The following is a 19,598-nucleotide window of genomic DNA, read 5'->3' as shown; positions in this document are numbered from 1 at the left end:
CGAAAGGAGAAACTGAGGATGGCTGCAATTGCGAACCCTAAATCACCGGACCAACGCCCGGACAAGCCTACAAACCATGCTCGGAACGCGGGACTACTTTCCATCATTCCGGGACTCGGACAGTTATATAACAAACAATACGCGAAGGCGGTAGCGTTCTTTATCGTCGTCGTATCTTATTTTGCCGTAAACTATGATCTATTTTTCAAAGGGGCGGGCGCCGGACCAGGTGACCGTGGAGGACTTTGGGGATTGATCACGCTTGGTGAAGTGCCAGGACCTCGTAACGACCACTCCATCTTCTTGATGGTCGAGGGAATTGTCGCGTTAATTTTACTTTTCTTCGGAATCGCGTTCTATGTTTGGAACATTCGTGACGCCTATCGTGTCGGTCGCGCTCGTGATCAGCATCTAAACCTTCCATCGTTCCAAATGCAACTTCGCAACTTGCGTGACCATGGATTCCCATACTTAATGTTAATCCCATCACTCATTTTGTTAGTGTTTACCGTTATTCTTCCATTGATCTTTACGTTCTTGATCGCCTTCACGAACTATCGCTACAACAACGCACCACCAGCGAAACTCGTGGAATGGGTCGGATTCGAGAACTTTACTCGTATTTTTGAAATCGATATCTTCCGTGACACGTTCGTCGGCGTACTCGGCTGGACGCTTGTCTGGACGGTCGCTTCAACGACAGGTGTCATCGCAATCGGGATCTTCCTTGCGGTACTCTTGAACCAAGAAGGACTTCGCTTCCGTCGTTTGTTCCGTTCGATCTTGATCCTTTCATGGGCGGTCCCAGCATTCATCACGATCTTGATCTTCCGCTCGATGTTCAACGAATCGTTCGGGGTGTTCAATACGACAATCTTGCCGGCACTCGGTCTTGACCCAGTCAACTGGATGACCGACCCGACAGCGACACGTACGGCACTCGTGCTCATTCAATGGTGGCTCGGCTTCCCATTCATCATGACGCTCATGACGGGTGTGCTTCAGTCGATTCCTGGTGACTTGTATGAAGCGGCGACGATTGACGGAGCGACGATCTTTGATAAGTTCCGCTTGATCACATTGCCGATGCTCTTGTTTGCGACAGCACCGATTTTGATCACGCAGTTCACGTTCAACTTCAACAACTTCAACATCATCTATCTCTTTAATGGCGGTGGCCCTGCTGTACCTGGACAAACGGCCGGCGGTACCGACATCTTGATTTCTTGGATTTACAAATTGTCTCTCGGTGCCAACCCGCAATACGGACTTGCGGCTGCGATCACACTCATCTTGTCATTCTTCATCATGACACTTGCCGTGATCCAGTTCCGTCGGACAAAATCTTTCAAAGACGAGGATATGATCTGATATGAAAAAACAAAAACGAATCAATTTGGCGATCTCGTATGTCATCTTGACGCTTGCGTCGATCATCATTCTCTATCCGATGCTTTGGGTTGTCGGTACATCGTTCAACCCGGGGCGTACGATTACGTCAACGATTATTCCGTCGAACCCGACGTTTATTCACTACAAAAACTTGTTTGACCTAACGATTTCGGATTATAGTTTATGGTATGTGAACACGTTGAAAATCGCTTTCATCACGATGGCACTCTCTGTCGTCTTGGTGACGATTACTGGATACGTCTTCTCACGTTACCGCTTCGTCGGACGGAAGAACTCGCTCGTCTTGTTCCTCGTCCTTCAGATGGTGCCACAGTTCGTTGCGATCATCGCGATTTATGTATTGCTCAACATGCTTAATCTTCTTGACACACATACAGCGCTCATCTTGCTCTATGCGGGTGGTGCGATTCCGATGAACACGTACTTGGCGAAAGGGTACTTCGACACGATTCCAAAAGAACTTGACGAAGCAGCCCGCATGGATGGTGCCGGTCACCTCCGAATCTTCTGGCAAATCATCTTGCCGCTCGCGAAGCCGATTGTCGCAACGATTGCTCTCTTTAACTTCATGGGACCATTCAACGACTTTATCTTGGCATCGCTCGTCCTTCGTTCACCAGAGAAACAAACATTGGCAGTTGGCCTTTACAACATGATTTCGAAACAGTTCGATAATAACTTCACGTTATTCGCGGCAGGTGCGGTTCTTTCGGCCCTTCCGATCGTCATCTTGTTCTTCATGTTCCAACGCTACTTCGTTTCTGGCCTCACAGCGGGTGGTACGAAAGGATAATACTCGTAAAAGGAGGAAGCGATATGAGGCGAGGCGTCGTGCTCGTGCTCCTGTCGCTTCTTTTGTTTCCGACCGTCGTCGGGGCAAAGGAAGCCGCTACTTGGGAACAAGAACGCATGTATTTTATTATGGTCGACCGATTTGTTGACGGGAATCCGGACAACAATGAACAGGTGGACAAAGATGATCCGAAAGCGTTTCACGGAGGCGATATCCGTGGGGTCATCGAGAAGCTCGATTATATCGAATCACTCGGCTTCACATCGATTTGGTTGACACCCGTATTTGAAAATATGCCGGACGGCTATCACGGGTATTGGATTAAAGATTTTTATAACATCGACCCACAGTTTGGGACGAAAGAGGATTTACAGGAACTCGTTCAGGAAGCGCACAAGCGCGATATGAAAGTCATTCTCGACTTTGTCGTCAACCACGTCGGTCCGAACCACCCATGGGTGGAAGAAAAACCGGAATGGTTCCACGAACAGTTACCGATTGTATTCTGGAAAGACCAGGAGCAGGTCGAGACGCACTGGTTGTTCGACTTACCTGACTTCAAAACAGAGGACCCGGAAGTCAAATCGTATTTGATTGACGCGGCGAAGTACTGGATCGAAGAGACGGACATCGACGGCTATCGCCTCGATACGGTTCGTCACGTCGATAAAGCGTTCTGGAAAGACTTTGTCGAAGGTGTGCGGTCGGTCGACCCAGATTTCTACTTACTCGCCGAAGTGTTCGACCCAGACCCGCAATACGTCGCGCAATATGACGACCTCGGGTTCAACAGCATCACAAACTTTACGTTTTATGACCGGGTGTCGAAAACGATGACGCAACAGCAAGCGAACGTCGATGAGATTGACGTTGCCGCAAGCTATGCCGAAACGTTCTTCAACGACCCGAACCAGATGGCGACGTTCCTCGATAATCACGATGTCGAACGCTTCATACATATGGCGGAACTCGGCGGTGTGGAATCGGCGGAACGACGCTTACGCCTCGGGTTGTTCGCGCTTTATGCGTCACCTGGTATGCCGATCGTCTTCCAAGGAACAGAAAATGCGCAGACCGGTGGAGCCGACCCGGCGAACCGTGTCATGACGGAATTCCCGGGAAATGAAGAGTTGCACGAATACGTCGCGACGATGAACCGCATGCGGGAAGAATATCCGGTCTTTGCGACAGGAGAACAGCGCATGATCGCCTCAGAAGACGGGATGGCCGTCTTCGAACGGAAAGACGGAGATGACGTCGCGCTCTATGCGATCAACATGAATCGTGACGATCGGGAGATTGAAATCGATGTCAGTGAAATCGGGGAAGATACGAGACTTCGTGGTCTTTTATTCTCACAACTGGTCACAGATCAGCGCGGAACGTTTACAATTGAACTATCTGGTGAAAGTGCGAACGCTTACATCGTTGAGGAATCTTCGGTCAATCCGTGGATGATGGGCTTGCTCGTCGTTACGATTCCGATTTTCTTGACTGGTTTGGTCATGTGGAAGCGCCGCAAATAAAGACATGAAACGCCGCAAGGCACGAATCGAACTCACGGAAGCAGGGGGGAACACCATGCAAATCACAATCAAAGATGTGGCGAAGCACGCGAACGTCGCGCCGTCGACAGTCTCTCGCGTCATCGCCAACAGCCCAAGAATCAGTCAAAAGACAAAAGAACGGGTCAGAAGTTCCATGGAAGAGCTCGGGTATCATCCGAACATTCATGCGAGAAGTCTCGCTAACCGCTCGACACAGTCGATTGGTCTCGTCATGCCGAGCGCGGCAACAAAGACACTTCAAAACCCGTTCTTCCCGGAAGTGCTACGAGGAATTAGCACGAAGGCGCACCAGAATGGATACTCGCTTTATATGACGACCGGCGTGACAGAAGAAGAAGTTTTGTCCGGTGTGATCGAGATGGTACAAGGACGCCGTGTCGACGGTGTCATCGTTCTTTATTCACGTGAAGACGACCAAGTCGTCCAATACTTACGTCAAACGAAGTTTCCGTTCGTCGTGGTCGGGAAGCCGTTCGGGGACGCTTCTTCTATCACTTACGTCGATACGGACAACTATTTGGCAGGTCGTGAAGTGACGAAACACCTTTATAACTTAGGTCATCGTCGCATCGCCTTCATCGGGGGCTCGGATAAACTCGCCGTCACACAAGATCGTCGGAACGGGTACGCGACGGCCCTCATGGAAGCAGGCATTCCGGTATGCGAAGATTATATCGCCCGGGCTGAATTTATGACGAAGGGCGGCGCGAAGGCCGTCCGTGAACTGTTACAAAATGAGGAACCACCAACAGCCGTCGTCGTCAGTGACGATATGATGGCACTCGGCGTCATCAGCACATTAAGCGAGATGGGGCTCAAAATCCCAGAGGACGTCGCGGTCGTCAGTTTCAATAACGTGTATATCGCGGAACACTCGAACCCGCCACTCACGTCGGTCGAAATTAACATCTTCGGTCTCGGTTTCGAGGCGACGAACTGCTTGATTGAACAAATCAGTGATAATGCACCCCCTTATGGGAAGCGTGTCATCGTGCCACATTATCTGGTCGTCCGCCAATCATGTGGGCAGAAGAAGAGTAAAGCGACGGAAACATTAGAATCGAATTCTTAATTGACCAGACGATTTCGCCAGAGCGGAGTCGTCTTTTGCATATCCTTTTGATTGAAGACTCACGAAGTAGGGAACATCTTTCACGAAGGAATCGAAATCGAAAGGATGGATAGAGATGAGCGAAAGACGATTTGTCGGAACATTCGATACGAAAGAAAGTCTACTGTCTAAGATCAATGAGCTGAAAGAAAACGGCTACGATGAAGAGGAACTATTTGTCGTGATGGAGCGGGATGAAGCCGTTCACGTCCTTAAACGAGAAACGGAACTAAACATAGAAGAAGGTGACACATCTTGGCTAGACAACCTTAACGGAGGGGGAAGCGAGGATCGGGATACGAAACAGGCGCTCACCGATTTAGGGATCGCGGACGACGAAGTCGCACAGGCGCATTCTACAATCAAGCAAGGGGGATACGCGCTCGTCATCGACGAACCCGATACCGGATTCAATGATGGACGAAGTGCGGTATTCGAGGGACACGAAGCGAATGCGGCCTTTGGTGAGGACCCGGAAAATGGACAGAAAGATTGATTGAAACCGTCTCAATTTGAGGCGGTTTTTTTGATTGTAAAATGTGATGAAAAAAAGAAAGAAAAAGTTTTATGCAAACGATTGCATTCTCGTTTCAGTTGTGTAAAATGAAAGGTGAGATTAAATACAGCGCTTTCATAGACAAACGGTTGCATGAACTAGTTGTCCGTCGAAGGTAGCCTTGTAGAGAAAAAGGAGTGGCAGACAGATGAAACGATTGTTTGCAGTCGATGAATGGAAAGTAACAGAGGAAGGTCTTCACCCGAAAGAGAACCGTCTTGCAGAATCCATCACATCGCTCGGGAACGGGCATATGGGAATGCGAGGGAACTTTGAGGAAGATTACTCGAATGATACGCACCAAGGATTCTACGTGGCGGGCGTCTACTACCCGGACAAAACACGTGTCGGTTGGTGGAAGAACGGATACCCTGAATACTTTGCCAAAGTGTTGAATGCGACAAACGTCATCGGTCTCCGCGTGGTCATCAATGGGACACCGGTCGACTTGGCAAAATGGGAAGTGAAAGATTTCACCCGCGAGCTCGACATGCAGCGTGGTGTCCTCACACGGACGTTCACTTTGATGAACGGGACAGAAGAGACGAAAGTGGAAGTCGTCCGCTTCTTCTCGATCGTAGATAAAGAAATCTTGGCCATCCGTTACAACGTCACACCAGTCAACTACGAAGCGAAAATTGAGTTCACGCCATATTTAGATGGCGATGTCGTCAACGAAGACTCGAACTACGATGAGAAGTTTTGGCTACCGGTCGACCGTGGTGTGGAAGAGCGTTTCGCTTTCGTTACGACGAAGACGAAGAAACTCGACTGGCATGTCACGGCATCGATGATCGCGGATGTCGAAGGCGCTCGTTGTGAAGTGCTTGAAGCGACAGATTTGTTTGTTGCCAACAAATTCACGGTCAACGTAACGGCCGGTGAGACAGCGACAGCCTACAAATATGTGTCGGTCGTCACGAACCGCGACCACGAGATTGAAGCATTGCAATCAGCTGGGATGACACGTGTCGAAGCGGCGTTTGAAAAAGGATTTGAGACACTTCTCGCTGAACAGACGGAAGCATGGCTCGCACGCTGGGAAGATGCGGATGTTCGCATCGATGGAGACATCGAAGCACAACAAGGGATCCGTTTCAACATCTTCAACATGTATCAAACATACACAGGTGAAGATTCACGTCTTAACATCGGTCCAAAAGGATTCACAGGTGAGAAGTACGGCGGTGCGACGTATTGGGATACAGAAGCCTATTGCCTCCACTTCTACTTGGCGACAGCCAAACCAGAAGTCTCGTGGAACTTGCTCAAATACCGTCACAATCAATTGCCACAGGCGAAAGAGAATGCTGTGAAGAATGTCGGTATGGAAGGTGCGCTTTATCCGATGGTCACGATGAACGGGGAAGAGTGCCACAACGAGTGGGAAATCACGCATGAAGAGATTCACCGTAACGGTGCGATTGCCCATGCCATCTTCAACTATACGAACTTCACAGGCGACAAGTCGTACCTTGGACAATACGGATTGGAAGTATTGGTCGAGATCTCGCGTTACTGGGCTAGCCGCGTCAACTTTGTCCCGCACAAAGACGTGTATATGATCCTAGGCGTTACAGGTCCGAACGAATATGACAATAACGTCAATAACAACTGGTACACGAACTTGATCGCCGCATGGACGCTCGAATATACGCAGGAAGTGTACAACTACTTGAAAGATGCAGAACCTGCACGTCTCGAAGAGCTCGTGTCGACACTTGGCATCACGGATGCTGAACTTGCGAAGTGGGCGGACATCCAAACGAAGATGTACTATCCAAAAGATGATCTCGTTCCAGATGTCTTTATGCAACAGGACGGATTCATGGATAAAGAGCAGATTTTGGTGAAAGACCTCGATCCGAAACATCTTCCGCTCAACCAAAACTGGTCATGGGATCGCATCCTTCGCTCGAACTTTATCAAACAAGCGGACGTCCTCCAAGGACTCTATACGTTCGGTGACCGCTTCACGGTCGAACAGAAGCGTGCAAACTTTGACTTCTACGAGCCACGCACGGTTCACGAATCGAGCTTGTCACCATGTGTCTACTCGATCATTGCGGCAGAAGTCGGTTATGAAGACAAAGCAGTCGAATTGTACCAACGTTCGGCGCGTCTCGACCTCGACAACTATAACAATGACACGGAAGACGGGTTGCACATCACATCGATGGTCGGTTCATGGATGTCCATCGTTCATGGGTTCGCCGGAATGCGCATTCAAGAGGATAACCTCTCGTTCAGTCCGATGATTCCGAAAGATTGGAACGGTTACTCGTTCAACATGCTCTGGCGCGGCCATCACTTGACGGTCACATCATCACGTGAACAAGTGACGATCAAGCAAACAGGTGGTACAGATGTGACCATCCATGTATATGGAAATGCGGTAACGGTTCCTGCAAACGAATCGATTACAATTGAAACAGTGAAAGCGTGACCAATCGTTTCATACGAACAAGTCGACCTCGGTCGGCTTGTTTTTGTGTGAAAAACTTATCGGATTTCCTGCATATTTGCTGTATGCAGCATGAATAATCTATGTTATCTTGATTCTTAGCTATTTTGAGAAAGGGGAGTTGAAGCTTGACGGAAGCCGTTAAAGAACATACACGAATCGGGGTTGTCTCGATCATCGGAGGATTGTTCGTTGCCTTATCCATGACATTATTTTTAATTCCAGCTGGCGTCTATTCGACAGGATTTACGGGTCTTGCCCAAATCTTGACGAAATTATTAGAGGGTACACCGCTTGAACTAGGGGAAGGACTCTGGTTCTTTATTCTGAACGCACCACTGCTCGTAGTCAGTTATTTTATGCTCGGGCGGAACATGATGATTCATACGCTTGTCAGTGTCGCCTCGGTCACGTTGTTCATTCGTTTGCTTCCGCAATCGCAGCTCCTCTCGGACGACCCGCTCTTGAACGCCGTATTCGGCGGTGTGCTCTTGGCAATCGGTTCGGGCATCACAATCCGGTACGGAGCCTCGACAGGTGGCTTTGATATCGTCGCATTGATTTTGGCGAAATTCACGAACAACTCGGTCGGGGTCTATCTCTTCTTGATGAACATGATGATTGCCCTTGCTGCAGGCGCCTTGTTCGGATGGCCGACAGCGCTCTACACGATCGTCTTCTTGTATGTGACGTCAAAAGTCATCGATGAGATTTATACGAATACACAGCGTCAAACGCTCTTCATCGTCACGAGCCATCCAGACGAAGTGACGAAGGAGTTACATCAGCATGTCTTCCGTGGGATTACGCTCATGCCGGCAATTGGCACGTACTCGAAAGTCGAGAAGGCGACGCTCATGATGGTTGCGCAACGACACGAGGTGCGTGAAATCACGCGCATCTGTAAAGATGCCGATCCGACCGTCTTCATCAATATGGTTCCGACTGAAGATGTAGAGGGCGCGTTCCGTCGCTAAACATGAATAAATCTTAAAAAGCACCGACTTTTTAAGTCGGTGCTTTCGTTATGCCTTGATGCCAAGTCGCTCTTCTAAGAAGAGGGCAATTCCATCATCCATATTTGAAGCCGTCACTTCGTTGGCTACATTCTTCAATTGGTCGATGGCGTTCCCCATCGCGACACCGGTACCGACATAGTCGAGCATCTCGAGGTCGTTCTCTTCGTCACCGAACGCGATAATGTGCTTCCGATCAATGTTTAAGTGCTTCGAGACCTCTTGAAGCCCAAGTGCCTTCGATGTGTTTTTGCTCATGACTTCAATCATATGTTCGGGCATACGCCACTGACGGTTCAATACCGCCTCCGCATGAATGTCATCGAGTTGGGAGCGGACGTGCGCGACGTGATCTTTTGTCGCATGAATCAATAAGGACGTCGGCTCGTCCTGCAAATGCGTCAACAAGTTACCTGATGTGACGCTGAGCGCACGTTCTGCATATGGACTATAGAACTCTTGCGGGTCTTTTTGGAAGTACACGTGGTCCGTCACTTCGACAACGATATTGTGTGCCTTCGTATCCGCTACTTCTTCAATGATGTCATGGGCGGTCTTGAGCGGAATCGGTCGGTGTGTCACCGCATAATTCGCATCTTTCGGGTGATGTACGAGCGCACCGTTGAAGTTGACGAGTGGTGTCGTCAATCCCATTTGCTCATAGTACATGATTGAATGGCGCTTTGGACGCCCTGTGGCGATCATGACTTCATGACCAGCTTCACGCGCTGCTTGAAGAGCGCGGAGGTTTCGTTCGCTGATTGTTTTATCATCTCTTAATAACGTTCCATCTAAATCGACTGCGATTAAATAACGTGACATCAGTCATCCTCTTTTCTTCACAATGATGTTTCTACGACCGTATCACATTTTTCGATTTGACGGAAAGAATATACAATCGAAGTCGCATATTCTATTCGAACAATGCTATACTAATGTCGTATGAATTTTTACGAATCATCTGTGAGATGGAGGGGACGTTCAATGCGTTATTTAGTGACATTGATCTGGGCGATTGTGCTCTCGAATACAGCGGTATTTATCATTTCTGCCGTTGATGGCGTAGAGTTCAACGCGATGCTCGCGACAGGATTTGGCGTGGCCATCACAATCTTCGTTGCAATTCTCGATGTCTTGAATCAAGACATGGGAATCAGCGACGTTGCACAAGAGAAGTAAGCCGTCTACAATCAAACTGACTCGTGCATGAGTCAGTCTTTTTTCTTTATTCAACATAGAGGAGGATCACACATATGAAAAACCCTGAAAAACGCGCGAATTTTATCACGTTCGCCATTATCGGTGCGATTATCGTCATCGGGATTGGTTTGTTGTTCTTTTTAAATGGAGCGAATACCGACGACGGTGTCAACGCCGTCACAGCAGATGAATTACAACAACAATTAGACCAAGATGGTGAAGTCGTCGCTTACTTCTGGCAAACGGGCTGCGAATACTGTGAGCAAGTGAAGCCTTATGTCGAACCCCTCATCGAAGAATATGATGCGGTCTCGATCAACTTGGCTGACCATAACGTATGGACGACGTATGGGATTGAAGGTACGCCGACCATCATCCGCTTTGAGGATGGAAAAGAAGTCGGTCGCATTGAAGGTGCCGTCTCTGAACAACAATACGAGACGTTCTTTAAAAATGAGGAGGCTAAAGAGGAATGAAGCGTCGTTTCTACCAAACGTTATTTGAGCTGAACGCCTCGCCTTGGATTGCCACTCGCCTCAAGCGTTTCGCAGAATCAAATGTGAGTCGTTACTTGATTCCATCGTTTGCAAAAGTATATGACATTGCGGTAGAAGAGGCGGAGCAACCGCTTGCTACCTATCCATCATTGCATGCGTTCTTTACTCGTCACTTGAAGCCGGGAGCGCGTACGATTGATGAGTCGTCCGATACCCTCGTGTCACCGTGTGACGGCAAGTTATCGGTCATCGAATCGATTTCAGAAGACAGTCGCTTCGAGGTGAAGGGTCAGTCGTATACACTTGCGGAGTTGCTCGGTTCTCAACAAGAAGCAAGACGTTATGCAGGTGGGATGGTCGTCGTTCTCTACCTCAGTCCGCGCGATTATCACCGCGTCCACACACCGCTCTCTGGTCGTGTGCTCAGTCACTATGAACTCGGGGATCGTTCGGCACCGGTGAATGAAATCGGATTGACGGAGACGGTTCGACCGCTCTCACGCAACTATCGTCGTGTGACGCGCTTTGACAGCCCAGCCGGCACGTATGAACATATCATGGTCGGTGCCTTGAACGTCAACACGATTGAGTGGACGCTCGAAGGAGACCAGGCGGTCAAAGGAGAAGAGGTGGGATACTTCTCGTTCGGTTCGACCGTCGTCCTTTGTTTTGAGAAGGATACGATCCAAATGGACCGTGAAAAGATCGGTCCGGTTCGACTCGGTGAAGTCATCGGGACAATCAAATCCAACTAATTTTGTGTCAATTTTCTTCCGACCGAACGATAGACTAGTCGTTTGGTCGGTTTTCGTTTACCATAGAAGGGATATCAATACTTGTATAAGTAGTTGAATCGTTTAGCTAATTGGAGGAATTTTACGTGTTTAATCGACTTTATCCGAAACAGTTCGTCGCGTCTGTATTTGACATCGACCTACAAGAATTGAAAGACCGTGGGGTCCGCGTCATTTTGACGGACCTTGATAATACACTCGTGGCGTGGGACGTCCCACATGCGCCAGAGCTTTTATTGATGTGGCTTGAAAAAGTAAAATCATACGGTTTCGATGTGATTGTCGTATCAAATAATAATGAGAATCGTGTACGAACGTTTACGGAGCCACTCGGCCTTCATTATGTCGCTCGTGCCAGAAAGCCGTTACCATCTGGATTTAAAGCGGCACTCTCGAAATATGGGTACTCGCCGAAGGAAGCCATTTTCTTAGGAGACCAGCTGTTCACAGACGTTCTCGGGGCAAACATGGCGGGCATTCATGTCATTCATGTGCAACCGGTCGTCAAAACGGACGGACTCGTCACGAAATTTAACCGGATGCTCGAAAAAGTGGTCTTCGCACATATGAAGCGTCGTGGGAAGTATGTATTGATCACGAAAAAAGTGGAAGAACTTGCCGTTGACGCACAACGGGCAAAAGTCGCGGTCGCTGAAAAAATCGGTGAGGCCATGCATCCACGTTCCGAAGATTCACATAAAAAAGATGAATAAGACCTCGAACGCACAGGAAGAAGGAGGCTGCCCATGTACGGCGAGCAAGGCGTCGGAATTAACGCTTCAGGAGTAGCAGCGAGGTGCTACGGTGAATGAAGAAGGGGAAACCTGAACGGCAGTAAGTATAACTATGGAAGAAACAAAACGATATTGCGCTGGGTGCGGCGTAGCCATCCAAACGGAAGACCCGAACGGGGTCGGCTATGCACCGAAATCGGCACTTGACCGTGAGATTGTCATTTGCCAACGTTGCTTCAAATTGAAGCACTATAACCAAGTTCAAGATGTGGAGTTATCAGATGATGATTTCTTGCGCATCTTGAATGGTATCAGTTCAAAAGAAGCACTCGTCATCAAAATCGTCGACATTTTCGACTTCAATGGCAGTTGGCTTCCGGGTCTTCAGCGCTCAGTCGGGTCGAACCCGGTACTGTTAGTCGGAAACAAGGTCGACTTGTTACCGAAGTCGGTCAACCCGAACCGGATGGCGAACTGGATGAAGGCAGAGGCAAAAGAACTCGGCTTGAACCCAATCGACGTTCATTTGATCAGTGCGAAAAAAGGACATGGCATCGATGAACTCGCTGAAAAGATTGAGTACTACCGCAAAGGCAAAGACGTCTTTGTCGTCGGTTGTACGAATGTCGGGAAGTCGACACTCATCAACCAGGTGATCAAACGTTTCGGTGAAGAGGATGAAGCCATCATCACCGTCAGTCATTTCCCGGGAACGACGCTTGACTTGATCGACATTCCGCTCGACGATGATGCGAACTTGTACGACACACCAGGAATCATCAACCGTCATCAAATGGCACACTATGTCGATGCGAAAGATTTGAAGACGATCACACCGAAGAAAGAAATCAAGCCGCACGTGTTCCAGTTGAATCCGCAACAGACGCTCTATTTCGGCGGATTGGCACGTTTAGATTATCTTGAAGGAAATAAGCGATCGTTCGTCATTTATATGTCGAATGAATTGAAAGCACACCGTACGAAACTCGAACGTGCCGATGAGCTCTATGACCAACATATTGGGAAGATGCTCAACCCGCCGAATGAGAAGACACTCGAAATCTTACCGCCACTCGTCCGTCATGAGTTCAGCTTACGGGACGGCGTGAAAACGGATATCGTGTTCAGTGGTCTCGGTTGGGTCGCGATTCACGGAAAAGGTGGCCGTATCGCAGCATGGGCTCCAAAAGGCGTCGCAGTCACACTTCGCGAGGCGCTCGTATGAATCTGGCCGTCATCGGTCACCCGATTGCTCATTCGCTCTCTCCCCAACTGCACGAGCAGTGGTTGAGGGCGTCTGGGCTTTTCGGGCGTTATGAGGCCATCGATGCTACACCGGATGAACTCCCGGCTTTATTTGCAGCAATGCGGGAAGGGAACTGGGACGGATTCAACGTCACCATTCCCTATAAAGAAACCGTCGTTCGGTATCTCGATGACCTTGACGAAGCAGCGAAACATGCTGGAGCCGTCAACACAGTGTATAAACGAGACGGCCGACTCATCGGGACAAATACAGATGGGGCGGGTCTCGTCCAAGCGCTGATGCCATACACAGACTTTAGAGGGCATGTCCTGATTGTCGGCGCTGGAGGAGCGGCCCGTGGGATTGTACAAGCTCTCCCGACGCGTGACGTGACGATTGTCAATCGAACAGTGGAACGGGCAAGAGCACTCGCCGACACGTTCGACGTCGCCTACACGACGTTCGATGAGATGGACGTCTCTCGATATGATGTCATCATTCAGACCACTTCTGTCGGGATGGACGAGAGATCGACACCACTTTCATTAGAAGGATTACGACAAAACACGGTCGTTTGTGATATCATATATCGTCCACTTGTCACCCCGATGCTTCAAGAAGCGAAACGTCGCGGAGCCAAAGTTGTGACAGGTGTAGCCATGTTCGTCGGGCAGGGCGCGCTCTCGTTCGAGAAATGGACGGGCGTGAAACCGGACGAAACCGTTGGAAAAAAGTTAATCGAAGGATTATTGGAGGAATAATATACTATGTTATCAGGTAAACAAAAACGCTTTTTACGCGCAGAAGCGCACCATCTTTCACCAATCTATCAAGTTGGGAAAAATGGAGTCAGCGAAGCGATGTGTAAAGATATCGCCGACGCACTCGAGAAACGTGAATTGATTAAAGTTCAAGTACTTCAAAACTGCATGGACACGCCTAAAGATGTCGCTGGTGAGCTAGCTGAAGGCACACAGGCTGAAGTCGTTCAAGTGATTGGAAAAGTCATCGTCTTGTACAAAGAGGCGACCGAGAAAGAAAATCGCCAAATCAAACTCCCATGAGCCGAATCGGCTTGATGGGCGGAACGTTCGACCCGCCGCATCTCGGACATCTGTTAATCGCGGAACAAGCGCGTGAACAGCTTGAACTTGATGAGGTGTGGTTCCTGCCGGCTGCGATTCCACCACATAAGGTCGGATTCAGCTCGGCAGACCACCGAATCGAGATGACGCGACGCGCCATACAAAATCAGTCCGACTTCAAGTTGAACTTGATTGAGTTTGAACGGAGTGAGCCGTCTTATACGGTCGAGACGATGAAACGGCTGATCGAACAGTATCCGAATGATGAATTCTACTTTTTGATTGGTGCCGATTCACTCGTTTCGCTCGAATCCTGGTATGACTATGAGACGCTCATCCGTCTTGTCACGTTCGGTGCGGTCGCACGGCCGGGGACACGTTATTTGATTCCGGAGAAGGCAGACGTCCGCGCGATTGACATGCCGCAACTCGAGATTTCATCGACGGACATCCGGGAACGGGCGAAACGAGGCAAATCCATCAAATATCTTGTCCCGACGCCAGTCGAGGAGTATGTGAAGGAGCATAAGTTGTATGACGTTTGAAGAAGCGCACGAGTTGATTAAACAGACGCTGCCAGAAAAGCGCTATATCCATACGCTCGGTGTCGTCGAGACGGCGGAACGCATGGCGGTTCAATTCGGTGAAGAGGTCGAACAGGCTCGTCTTGCTGCCATGCTTCATGATTATGCGAAGTACTTTGACGTCGAAGAGATGCGTCGAGTCGTCGTGGAAGAAGGGTTAGACCCGAATCTACTTGAGTACGGGGACGAGCTACTTCATGCGCCGGTCGGTGCGATTTTACTTTCCCGTCAATACGACCTGGATGACGCGGTGCTCTCGGCGATTCGGAATCATACGACGGGAGAGCCCGGGATGTCTCGGCTTGACCAAATTCTGTTCGTGGCTGATGCCATCGAACCGAATCGGGATTATCCCGGCGTCGACCGGTTGCGGGCAGAAGTGGAGCGCTCGCTCGAAGCGGCGGTTGTTGCGACACTGAAACAGACGATTGAATTTTTATTGAAGAAGTCGGTGCGTATTTTTCCACTGACGATTGAAACGTATAACGATTTTGTGAATATACCTTAGGAGGGTCAATATGACTGCAAGAGAAGAATTAGAATTGATTGTAAAAGCGGCAGACGATAAACGTGCCGAGGAAATCGTCGTACTCGACATGGAAGGAATTTCGCCAATCGCGGATTACTTCGTTATCTGTCACGGGAACTCGGAGAAACAAGTCGAAGCGATCGCACGTGAAATCAAAGACGTTGCTGGCGAAAACGGCTTACCACTCCACAAGTTCGAAGGAATGGACACGGCACGTTGGGTCCTCGCTGACCTCGAGAACGTCGTCGTCCACATCTTCCATCGTGACGACCGTGATTACTACAACCTAGAGAAATTGTGGGCTGACGCGCCACACGTCGAAGTGGAAGTCGGCTAATGGCTTACGAAGGATTCGCCTATGTATACGACGAGTTGATGAAAGACGCGCCGTATGATGAGTGGGTCGCTTTCGTGCGTCGTTACGTCCAAGATGGCGCGACACTCGCGGATGTCGGGTGCGGGACCGGGTCGGCCACGATTCGCCTCGCTGAACATTACGACGTCATGGGAATCGACTTATCGGAGTCGATGCTCGAAGTCGCACAAGAAAAGGCGCTCGAGGCCGAAATCGAGTTGCCGCTTTGGGAACAGGATATGCGTGAGTTGGAGTTACCGGAACCGGTCGATGCGGTGACGATTCTCTGTGACTCACTCTGCTACCTGCGAGATGAGGCGGATGTGATCGATACATTTGAATCTGTCTACAATCAACTCAAACCAGGCGGCCTGTTCATCTTTGATGTCCATGCTCCGAATAAGATGCAGACGCTTTTCAACCAAAAGACGTACGCATCAAACGGAGAAGATTGCTCATATATTTGGTTTGCCGACCCGGGGGAAGCCCCGCTGTCGGTCGTTCATGACTTAACGTTCTTCGTCGCGCTTGAAGACGGGACGTATGAACGAATTGAGGAGACACATGAACAACGGACGTATGAACCAGGGCAGTACATGCAATGGTTGATTGGTGCCGGTTTCCATGTCAAATCGGTCACCTCTGATTTCACCGAACATGCACCAGGAGCGGATGCCGAGCGCATCTTCTTCGTTGCCCAAAAATAAGCAAATCCCCGATTCTGACGAATCGGGGATTTTTGTCGTTATGCTTCGTGGCTGAACTGCCACTGGACGCCGAACTGGTCTTCGAGCATGCCGTACGCCTTGCTCCAAAACGTCTCTTGAAGCGGCATCAAGACACGTCCGTTCACAGAGAGCGCCTCGAACTCACGATGGATGGCCTCGAGGTCGTCTGTGACGACAGCGAGCGTGACGTTGTCCCCGAATGTGACCGGTCCGTCAGGCATCGCATCAGAAAACATGAGCGATGAGCCGTGAACCGAGAGTCGGGTATGCAACACGAGATCGGCCATTTCACTCGGCACCGGTTGACCTTCTGGACCAGGTTGATCACCGAACGTCATAATGTCTGGAGCGGCGTGGTTGAACACATCGGCATAAAAGGTTACGGCGTCTCGACAATTCCCATTAAAGTTGAGATACGGATTGATTGGCATAGCAAGTTCCTCCTCGAATTCATAATATTCATTATAGAACGTATGTTCGTAAAATGCAAATGTGTCCAAATAAATTACATCGTATAGGTTGAACGCGATTGAGAGTTGGGAATAGAGCATATAGAGAACAAACTAGAAAGAAGGCGAAGCATCATGAAGCTCACGAAAGGACGTATCCTTGAATTTGGATTCGTCTTGTTCATGGCGATCATACTCGTCACATCAATCATTGAAGAATCGTGGTTCGATGCGAGTGTGGCGGGGGCGGGAATCATTTCCGGGCTCATCCCGTTCATTATTGAAAAGACGTTTAAAACGGAACTCGACGGCAAGATGAAGGTGGCGTATATCTTGTTCCTGTTTGCCTCACAGTATTTAGGATCGATTGTCGGACTATACGGGAATGGTTGGTGGGACACGTTCCTTCATCTCTTAAGCGGAATCTTTCTCGCATTCCTTGGATTCGACTTCTTCAGTAGGCTCGATGATGACATTCGGACCGAGATCCCGAAACGATTTTTGTTCGTATACATTGCCGTCTTTTCTATGGCCGGGGCGGCGCTTTGGGAGATGTATGAATTCACATCTGACGTCGTCCTGAACACGACGATGCAAGGGAACGGGAATGACGATACGATGGTCGACATCATCGCGGGGTCACTGGGTGGTGTCTTGGCAGCATTTTTCGTCGTGACGCTCCATCAACGTGAAAAATCCAAACAACAGAGACATATGAAAAAAAGTTCGTGATTCACGAGCTTTTTATTTGTAATAATTCTAATCTTTGATTAATATCAATATTGTAATGATTATAAATAATGGGAGGCAATCATATGGATCAACACCGTCAACTAACTACTAACCAAGGCGTACCAATCGGGGATAACGCCAACTCCATCACTGCGGGTCGTCGGGGCCCGACGCTTCTCGAAGACTACCAACTAATTGAGAAATTAGCGCATTTCGATCGTGAACGAGTACCAGAACGTGTCGTTCACGCGAGAGGCGCAGGGGCGCATGGTGTCTTCACTGTAAAAAATAGTATGAAACGCTATACGAAAGCCGCATTCTTGCAAGAAGAAGGGCAAGAGACGCCTGTATTTGCACGTTTCTCGACCGTCATCCACGGATTAGGTTCACCGGAGACACTTCGTGACCCACGCGGTTTCGCCGTCAAGTTTTACACGGAAGAAGGGAACTATGATTTCGTCGGAAACAACTTACCGGTCTTCTTCATCCGTGACGCGATTAAATTCCCGGACGTGATTCACTCGCTCAAGCCGGACCCACAAACGAATCTTCAAGACCCGGACCGCTTCTTCGACTTCATGTCGCTCACACCGGAATCAACGAACATGCTCGTGCATCTCTTCAGTGACGAGGGAATCCCAGCATCGTATCGCCACATGCGAGGGTCATCCGTCCATTCCTTCAAGTGGGTGAATGAATTCGGCAACACGGTGTACATAAAGATGCGCTGGGTACCGAAGCAAGGGATTCAAAACTTGTCGATGGAAGAAGCGGCGAAAATCCAAGCAGAAGACTTCAACCATGCGACACGTGATCTGTTCAACGCCATTGAAAATGGAGACTATCCGGAATGGGATCTTTATGTACAGATTCTCGACCCAGCGGACATGGACAACTTTGACTTCGACCCGCTCGATGCGACGAAAGATTGGTTCGAAGATGTCATCCCGTATCAATTGGTTGGAACGATGACCCTCAACAAAAATGTCGATAACTTCTTCGCCGAGACTGAGTCTGTCGGTTTCAACCCAGGCGTCCTCGTACCAGGGATCCAGCCGTCAGAAGACAAGATGCTCCAAGGACGACTCTTCTCGTATTCGGATACGCAACGTTACCGCATCGGACCGAACTATCTCCAACTCCCGATCAACTGCCCGTTCGCTCAAGTCGCGAACAACCAGCGTGACGGGGCGATGCCGTTCAAGCAACAGACGAGCCCGGTCAACTACGAGCCGAACCGTTACGAAGACGCACCGAAGCCGAATGCGGACTATATCGAGACGCCGCAACCGATCACAGGCGTGACGGGTCGTCAGAAGATTGAGAAGACGAACGACTTCGGACAAGCCGGAGAGGTATATCGTCGCTACTCTCAGGAAGAGAAGGATGCACTCGTTCGTAACCTCGTGGCGCATATCAAAGAAGTTCGTCACGAGAAGACCGTTCTCCTCTTGATCTGCAACTTCTATCGTGCGGACCGTGAACTCGGAGAGCGTCTCTCGAAAGAGTTGAACGTCGATCTCGCACCATTCTTGAATCAAATGTCGAACTAAACACGTAACCGCGGTCTTACACCGCGGTTTTTTGTATGATGAAAGGAAACATCAAAGTGAACACAAAAAAGCCCATGGCGACAATCATCTGTAGAATGCAGTTACCATAAACACATTCAGCCAAATGACTAGCCATGAGCTACACTTATTTGTATTTAGCGTCTTTTAAAATAAATAATAGAGTCAATGAG

22 protein-coding genes are annotated in these 19,598 nt (G+C 49.3%); 20 read left to right on the top strand and 2 right to left on the bottom strand.

Annotation, left to right across the window (positions count from 1 at the left end; genetic code table 11):
- Window positions 1-18: 18 nt before the first annotated feature.
- The 7 genes from KD909_RS10940 to KD909_RS10910 all read left to right on the top strand — a co-directional run bounded on the left by KD909_RS10940 (window position 19) and on the right by KD909_RS10910 (window position 8,882).
- Window positions 19-1,371: a sugar ABC transporter permease gene (locus tag KD909_RS10940; protein ID WP_015880983.1), complete on the top strand. Its 1,353-nt coding sequence runs from the start codon at window positions 19-21 to the stop codon at window positions 1,369-1,371.
- 1 nt (window position 1,372) lies between these two features.
- Window positions 1,373-2,206, top strand: coding sequence for a sugar ABC transporter permease (locus tag KD909_RS10935; protein WP_015880984.1), 834 nt, complete (start codon window positions 1,373-1,375; stop codon window positions 2,204-2,206).
- A gap of 23 nt (window positions 2,207-2,229) precedes the next feature.
- Window positions 2,230-3,732 (top strand): alpha-amylase family glycosyl hydrolase, encoded by a 1,503-nt coding sequence (locus KD909_RS10930; protein WP_211781577.1) that lies wholly within the window; start codon window positions 2,230-2,232, stop codon window positions 3,730-3,732.
- 55 nt (window positions 3,733-3,787) lie between these two features.
- Window positions 3,788-4,846: a LacI family DNA-binding transcriptional regulator gene (locus tag KD909_RS10925; RefSeq protein WP_015880986.1), complete on the top strand. Its 1,059-nt coding sequence runs from the start codon at window positions 3,788-3,790 to the stop codon at window positions 4,844-4,846.
- Window positions 4,847-4,961: 115 nt separating this feature from the next.
- The gene (locus KD909_RS10920) at window positions 4,962-5,381 is read left to right on the top strand and encodes a YflT domain-containing protein (protein ID WP_211781576.1); all 420 of its coding nucleotides are present in this window, start codon (window positions 4,962-4,964) and stop codon (window positions 5,379-5,381) included.
- 208 nt (window positions 5,382-5,589) lie between these two features.
- Complete coding sequence (locus KD909_RS10915; protein ID WP_211781575.1) at window positions 5,590-7,887, top strand: glycoside hydrolase family 65 protein; 2,298 nt, start codon at window positions 5,590-5,592, stop codon at window positions 7,885-7,887.
- A gap of 146 nt (window positions 7,888-8,033) precedes the next feature.
- The gene (locus tag KD909_RS10910; protein ID WP_211781574.1) at window positions 8,034-8,882 is read left to right on the top strand and encodes a YitT family protein; all 849 of its coding nucleotides are present in this window, start codon (window positions 8,034-8,036) and stop codon (window positions 8,880-8,882) included.
- 48 nt (window positions 8,883-8,930) lie between these two features.
- Here KD909_RS10910 and KD909_RS10905 read toward each other — a convergent pair whose 3' ends face one another.
- Window positions 8,931-9,743 carry a Cof-type HAD-IIB family hydrolase gene (locus KD909_RS10905; RefSeq protein ID WP_211781573.1) on the bottom strand — a complete coding sequence of 271 codons (813 nt, stop codon included), beginning with the start codon at window positions 9,741-9,743 and terminating at the stop codon, window positions 8,931-8,933.
- A gap of 162 nt (window positions 9,744-9,905) precedes the next feature.
- On the opposite strand from KD909_RS10905, the gene KD909_RS10900 reads away from it, so the two are divergent.
- From KD909_RS10900 to KD909_RS10850, 11 genes are all read left to right on the top strand, one after another.
- A complete protein-coding gene (locus KD909_RS10900) occupies window positions 9,906-10,100 on the top strand; it encodes a YjzD family protein (protein ID WP_015880991.1) in 195 nt (64 codons plus the stop codon).
- Window positions 10,101-10,174: 74 nt separating this feature from the next.
- Window positions 10,175-10,597, top strand: coding sequence for a thioredoxin family protein (locus KD909_RS10895; protein ID WP_015880992.1), 423 nt, complete (start codon window positions 10,175-10,177; stop codon window positions 10,595-10,597).
- Complete coding sequence (locus KD909_RS10890; protein WP_211781572.1) at window positions 10,594-11,373, top strand: phosphatidylserine decarboxylase; 780 nt, start codon at window positions 10,594-10,596, stop codon at window positions 11,371-11,373. Before KD909_RS10895 ends, KD909_RS10890 begins: the two co-directional genes overlap by 4 nt.
- A 125-nt stretch (window positions 11,374-11,498) precedes the next feature.
- A complete protein-coding gene (locus KD909_RS10885; protein ID WP_015880994.1) occupies window positions 11,499-12,125 on the top strand; it encodes a YqeG family HAD IIIA-type phosphatase in 627 nt (208 codons plus the stop codon).
- 133 nt (window positions 12,126-12,258) lie between these two features.
- The gene (gene yqeH, locus KD909_RS10880) at window positions 12,259-13,371 is read left to right on the top strand and encodes a ribosome biogenesis GTPase YqeH (RefSeq protein ID WP_015880995.1); all 1,113 of its coding nucleotides are present in this window, start codon (window positions 12,259-12,261) and stop codon (window positions 13,369-13,371) included.
- A complete protein-coding gene (gene aroE, locus KD909_RS10875) occupies window positions 13,368-14,153 on the top strand; it encodes a shikimate dehydrogenase (RefSeq protein WP_211781571.1) in 786 nt (261 codons plus the stop codon). Before yqeH ends, aroE begins: the two co-directional genes overlap by 4 nt.
- A gap of 6 nt (window positions 14,154-14,159) precedes the next feature.
- The gene (gene yhbY, locus KD909_RS10870; protein ID WP_015880997.1) at window positions 14,160-14,456 is read left to right on the top strand and encodes a ribosome assembly RNA-binding protein YhbY; all 297 of its coding nucleotides are present in this window, start codon (window positions 14,160-14,162) and stop codon (window positions 14,454-14,456) included.
- Entirely contained in the window at window positions 14,453-15,022 is a 570-nt protein-coding gene (locus tag KD909_RS10865; protein ID WP_078146460.1) for a nicotinate-nucleotide adenylyltransferase, read from the top strand. The genes yhbY and KD909_RS10865 overlap by 4 nt, the downstream gene beginning before the upstream one ends.
- Window positions 15,012-15,569 (top strand): bis(5'-nucleosyl)-tetraphosphatase (symmetrical) YqeK, encoded by a 558-nt coding sequence (yqeK, locus tag KD909_RS10860; protein WP_159561906.1) that lies wholly within the window; start codon window positions 15,012-15,014, stop codon window positions 15,567-15,569. Before KD909_RS10865 ends, yqeK begins: the two co-directional genes overlap by 11 nt.
- A 10-nt stretch (window positions 15,570-15,579) precedes the next feature.
- Window positions 15,580-15,927 carry a ribosome silencing factor gene (gene rsfS / locus KD909_RS10855; RefSeq protein WP_015881000.1) on the top strand — a complete coding sequence of 116 codons (348 nt, stop codon included), beginning with the start codon at window positions 15,580-15,582 and terminating at the stop codon, window positions 15,925-15,927.
- Window positions 15,927-16,652 (top strand): class I SAM-dependent DNA methyltransferase, encoded by a 726-nt coding sequence (locus KD909_RS10850; protein ID WP_211781570.1) that lies wholly within the window; start codon window positions 15,927-15,929, stop codon window positions 16,650-16,652. The genes rsfS and KD909_RS10850 overlap by 1 nt, the downstream gene beginning before the upstream one ends.
- 38 nt (window positions 16,653-16,690) lie before the next feature.
- On the opposite strand, the gene KD909_RS10845 is transcribed toward KD909_RS10850, so the two are convergent.
- Window positions 16,691-17,104: a VOC family protein gene (locus KD909_RS10845; protein WP_211781569.1), complete on the bottom strand. Its 414-nt coding sequence runs from the start codon at window positions 17,102-17,104 to the stop codon at window positions 16,691-16,693.
- 153 nt (window positions 17,105-17,257) lie between these two features.
- Between KD909_RS10845 and KD909_RS10840 the strand changes: the two genes are divergently transcribed.
- Complete coding sequence (locus KD909_RS10840) at window positions 17,258-17,854, top strand: DUF2238 domain-containing protein (RefSeq protein ID WP_211781568.1); 597 nt, start codon at window positions 17,258-17,260, stop codon at window positions 17,852-17,854.
- 83 nt (window positions 17,855-17,937) lie between these two features.
- On the top strand, window positions 17,938-19,407 hold the full coding sequence (locus KD909_RS10835) for a catalase (RefSeq protein WP_031421259.1): 1,470 nt from the start codon (window positions 17,938-17,940) through the stop codon (window positions 19,405-19,407).
- The last annotated feature ends 191 nt before the right edge of the window (window positions 19,408-19,598 follow it).

This window comes from Exiguobacterium sp. PFWT01, from assembly GCF_018255795.1.
GTDB lineage: Bacteria > Bacillota > Bacilli > Exiguobacteriales > Exiguobacteriaceae > Exiguobacterium.
This window is presented reverse-complemented; position numbering and strand designations above follow the sequence as displayed.